At 48.8% G+C, this 4029-nt stretch carries 5 protein-coding genes; 1 reads left to right on the top strand and 4 read right to left on the bottom strand.

Going from position 1 to position 4029, the window contains the following annotated elements; translation table 11 throughout:
* A partial coding sequence (locus E4T81_RS15460) for a site-specific integrase (protein ID WP_371683060.1) occupies window positions 1–1096 on the top strand: 1096 nt, incomplete at its 5' end.
* A 63-nt stretch (window positions 1097–1159) separates the two neighbouring features.
* Here E4T81_RS15460 and E4T81_RS15455 read toward each other — a convergent pair.
* From E4T81_RS15455 to mobA, 4 genes are all read right to left on the bottom strand, one after another.
* The gene (locus E4T81_RS15455; RefSeq protein WP_135046151.1) at window positions 1160–1453 is read right to left on the bottom strand and encodes a helix-turn-helix domain-containing protein; all 294 of its coding nucleotides are present in this window, start codon (window positions 1451–1453) and stop codon (window positions 1160–1162) included.
* Window positions 1450–1734, bottom strand: a complete 285-nt coding sequence (locus E4T81_RS15450) for a helix-turn-helix domain-containing protein (protein WP_135046149.1) — start codon at window positions 1732–1734, stop codon at window positions 1450–1452. The genes E4T81_RS15455 and E4T81_RS15450 overlap by 4 nt, the downstream gene beginning before the upstream one ends.
* 179 nt (window positions 1735–1913) lie before the next feature.
* Window positions 1914–3242 (bottom strand): conjugal transfer protein MobB, encoded by a 1329-nt coding sequence (gene mobB, locus E4T81_RS15445; protein WP_135046147.1) that lies wholly within the window; start codon window positions 3240–3242, stop codon window positions 1914–1916.
* Complete coding sequence (gene mobA / locus E4T81_RS15440; RefSeq protein ID WP_123400224.1) at window positions 3221–3646, bottom strand: conjugal transfer protein MobA; 426 nt, start codon at window positions 3644–3646, stop codon at window positions 3221–3223. Before mobA ends, mobB begins: the two co-directional genes overlap by 22 nt.
* Window positions 3647–4029 lie beyond the last annotated feature (383 nt).

Below are 4029 nucleotides of genomic sequence, written 5' to 3'. Positions count from 1 at the left end.
TGAGAACTGGGATCAGAAGCGCGCCATGTCCAAAGGCCGCTCTCGCCGAGACCTCGAACTTAACAAGTATATCGAGGTTGTGAAAGCCCGCTTCCTCAAAATACACAATATGCTTGTGCGCGAGGGGAAGATGGTAAATCCGAAAATACTGCGTGACCATTTCCTCGGCACTATCGAGAAGCCCAAAATGCTCTGCGATGTGTTCCGTGAAACCAACGAGAAACGCAAGGAGGAACTGGAACGTGGCGACATTGTGAAAGCCACTTATCAGCGTTGGGTGCGCTGTATTGATTACCTTGCGGAGTTTTTCAAACTGACGCAGAAAGTGGATGATATTCCGATAAAGGATGTGACCTCCGGCATAATTGACGACTTCGAGCATTTTCTGCGCATGAGAAAAGGATGTGCCAACAATGCCGCTGTCCGCTATGTGCGCTGTGTAAAGAATGTGATGCAGTATGCTCTCGCCCACAAGTGGATAGACCATGACCCGTTTATAGGCAAGAAATACCAGCGAACCCACACTGAGCGACAATACCTGACTGAAACTGAACTTAAAGCTGTGATGGAGCTTGACCTGAGCGACATTCCGCGGCTTGAGGTAGTGCGCGATACCTTCGTGTTCTGCTGTTTCACCGGCTTGGCGTTCTGCGACATCAAATCGCTGCTACGGTCAAACATCACTACTGATGCCGAGGGCAACACTTGGATACGCAAAGCCCGTGAGAAAACAGGCGAGATGAGTGTCATCCCTCTTCTTGCCGTTCCTCGCAAGATCGCAGAAAAATATGATGACAATCCGGTTGTCATCAAGAAAGATGTGGTGCTTCCTGTAATTACCAACCAGAAGATGAACGCATATCTAAAAGAGATTGCAGACCTCGCACGGATAGAGAAACATCTCACAACGCATCTGGCCCGCCATACCTTCGCAACACTTTCGCTGAGTAACCATGTGCCGATTGAAAGCATCTCGAAGATGCTCGGTCATTCCGACATACGGACAACTCAGATCTACGCTAAAATGCAGGACAAGACCATATATGAGGATATGGCAAGTATGCGCAACAAGTTTGACTGCGCCATGATGAACTGACAGCGGGCAGTGAGAAAGAAAAATAACGGCAACCGGGCTATTGGCTTGGCTGCCGTTATTATTTCAGTCGAATTTGGGTCGGTAGTTGGATTGCAGGAAGATTTCTATATCTTCCTCGGCATAGAGGATTTTACCGTCAAGCCGGTAGTACGGGATTATACCTCGGTCGCGGTAGTCCTGCGTGGTGCGTCGGCTTACTCCGAGCAGTTCTGACAGCATGGCGTCGGTGATGAACCGCTTGCCGTGGAGCAACGGGTGGTATTCTTCCCGAAGCCGAAGGCACATTGATGAGATGTCATCGGCCTGTGCGCTCAGCCGCATTATGCGCGGATCGGTGGCGGTTATTGTTTCTTTCATTGCCCCGCTCCTTTCTCCCTCACGATAAGCCGGGCGATGTCGCTGCCCTTGAATTGTGAAAGTCTGCCGATATGGGAGAACCCGATTTTACCGCGCTCTTTCAGTGTGCGTAGCTTCCTTTCGGATATGTGGAGATAGTCGCAGGTCTGCTTGGTGTTGAGCCAGTCCGACAACTTTTTGTCGCGCAGCTCGTCATACAACGCCTTGACGGTCTTGTGGAGAAAATCGACACGTTCAATCAGTGCGTCGAATACTTCTCGCTCAACTTCAATTGTGTCCATAAATTTGTGGGTTAAGTGGATTATATAGTGGTGGTTTTTGGGATAAGGTTTGAAAAAGTCGGCGGGTATCCCTCCCGCCGACTCACCACTAAATCCACAATCAAAAATTTATGACTGCGATTCAGTGGCAAAGTTAGCGATTTATTTCCGTATTTCCATGCTATTGCGCGGAAAATCAGTCAAAACCGATGGCGTGGCCCTTTCTTTTTCTTTCGTTGCATACGCCGACGGAACTCTTCCTCGTCGGGGTTAAACGACTGCCCCTGCTGGAACAGGTCAAGCCCCGGAATTGACAGGTCGTAATCACCGGAATTGGAAACGGATTGGGTAACGGTGGATTGTTGTTGCCCTGATGTGGATTGTGACTGTTGATTATCTTCAGGCTCTTGCGTAGTGTCGGAATGGCTATCCTCATATGTCTGCTCTATCGGTGGAACAACAATAGGCATCGCAACATCGGGAGTATCGGTAGGTGCGTTTGCCAGATTATTGAAACGCTCGTTGATGGCGTTTGCAGAAAACTCCTTGCCTAACCGGGAACCGTTCAATACTGTCATAGTGCTGTGGTCGATGAAAGTAACACCATATATGCGTCCTTCCTCCGTGTAACGGAGAACCACATCAATGTTTCGCTCTTTCAGCTTGGCGATGAAATCAGCCTTATTGGTAGAGTGAACAATCACATCGGCGACTTTGCGCTTGGTCGGCGCAACATCAATCTTTTCCTTAGCCCTTTCAAACTTGCCGTCAATAGCAGTGCGACTCGCGAACTTGCCGAGGCGCGATGCCTTGAAAGGCATTGCGATGGTCTTGCCGCTGTCATCGGTGGCGAAATAGACAAGACCGTGATACTCGCGCCCGTTCACTTTGCCGTCGGTAGGCTCACACCTTACATTATATAGTGAGAGAATGGCGTTATATTCTCCGATGGTCTGGAATTTATAGCGCATACCGACCATTTTGACGGTGTTGGCAACCTGACGCTTCAAATCTCCGGCTGGGTCAATCCTGCGTATGGGCATATCAGGCGAGATTTTTTCTCGTTGCGCCTTGTGGAGATTATATTTTTCCTCCAGCTCGGTGGTGATTTTTTTGCTGCGGCGAAATAGAAAGTCCTGATTGAGCCTCTTGCCCTGCTCGTTGACATTGACTGTCACTATATGGATATGGTGGCGGTCAATATCCATGTGCTTATAAATTATGTAGGGCTGTCCACCGAAGCCGAGTTTGTCCAGATACTCGCGGGCGATGATTTCATACTGCTGTTCAGTCAATTTATCGTCGGGGTGCGGATTCAGTGAGATGTGAAGTACAGGCTTTTTAGTCCTGCCCATTTTCGGCATGAACAGGTTGAAATTCTCCACCATGCGGGCGATGTCAATATTCCCGTCTGCCGGAAGAATGATTTTGTTCGCTCCAAGCACACGACCCTCGTCACGGTTCATCTTCATGCCGTTATAAGACAATGCTCCGTAGAGCGATGAGCCTATCGAGATTTTAGCGACCATTGCTGCTCGAATTTTTCCGACAACGACATTACCTGCGACATGACACCTATCATCTCAATGGTGGCTTTCTCCAACTTGTATAGATGTGTCATCGCTTTTTTCTCGGTGAAATTCTCTCTGAGGGTTCTGACTGTAAGGTCGTAATTTACCCCGATTGTGCGGTATTGGGCGAAAAACTCCGAAAGCTTTGCGCAGTAAACCGCAAGAGATTTGTCGGCGACAAGCACCTTGAAGGGTTTGCCGAAGATGAGCTGCTTGATGAAAGTGGCCTTTACGGTCGCGTTGGCTTTCTCCATCATTCTGGTGAGTTCATCCCATTCGAGATCGTCAAAGCTGACTTTGACATGGTGGCTGCACTTGTTGGCAACCGGCGGTCGTCCGCCTTTACAAAATAGATTTGTCATAAAAGTGTGGATTAAAGTGGTGGTGCATCGCGGAGCCTCTGCCAACCGCAGGTTTGGAATTGGGATGTCCGACTTTGGAGGACAGCCTCCACATAGCAAGGTTGTTTCGTGGGAACCGGAGTTACCCGAAACCTTTTGGGGAACCCAAAAGACACCTTGCTATGTACCGATGTACATCCTGACTATTATGAAATAAGGAGTTATACCCGTCATGACAGCCCGGTTTGCCATTAAAGGTGTACGATAGTCGTACTTTCACGCCTTATTCCATGCCTGCGGAGGGTGTTCAGCCCCTCGGTGCTTATATAAAGTTACGAAAATTTCTCGGCAATTACAAACAGCGAGAAAAAATTGAAGCGAAAATCCGATGCTTTATGCCGGAT

It is taken from the genome of Barnesiella sp. WM24, from assembly GCF_004570975.1.
Lineage (GTDB): Bacteria > Bacteroidota > Bacteroidia > Bacteroidales > Muribaculaceae > Muribaculum.
This window is presented reverse-complemented; position numbering and strand designations above follow the sequence as displayed.

Coding starts and splice junctions, on each gene's coding strand:
- E4T81_RS15455 (WP_135046151.1), bottom strand. CDS start 1,453: ATGAAAGAAACAATAACCGCCACCGATCCGCGCATAATGCGGCTGAGC.
- E4T81_RS15450 (WP_135046149.1), bottom strand. CDS start 1,734: ATGGACACAATTGAAGTTGAGCGAGAAGTATTCGACGCACTGATTGAA.
- mobB (WP_135046147.1), bottom strand. CDS start 3,242: ATGGTCGCTAAAATCTCGATAGGCTCATCGCTCTACGGAGCATTGTCT.
- mobA (WP_123400224.1), bottom strand. CDS start 3,646: ATGACAAATCTATTTTGTAAAGGCGGACGACCGCCGGTTGCCAACAAG.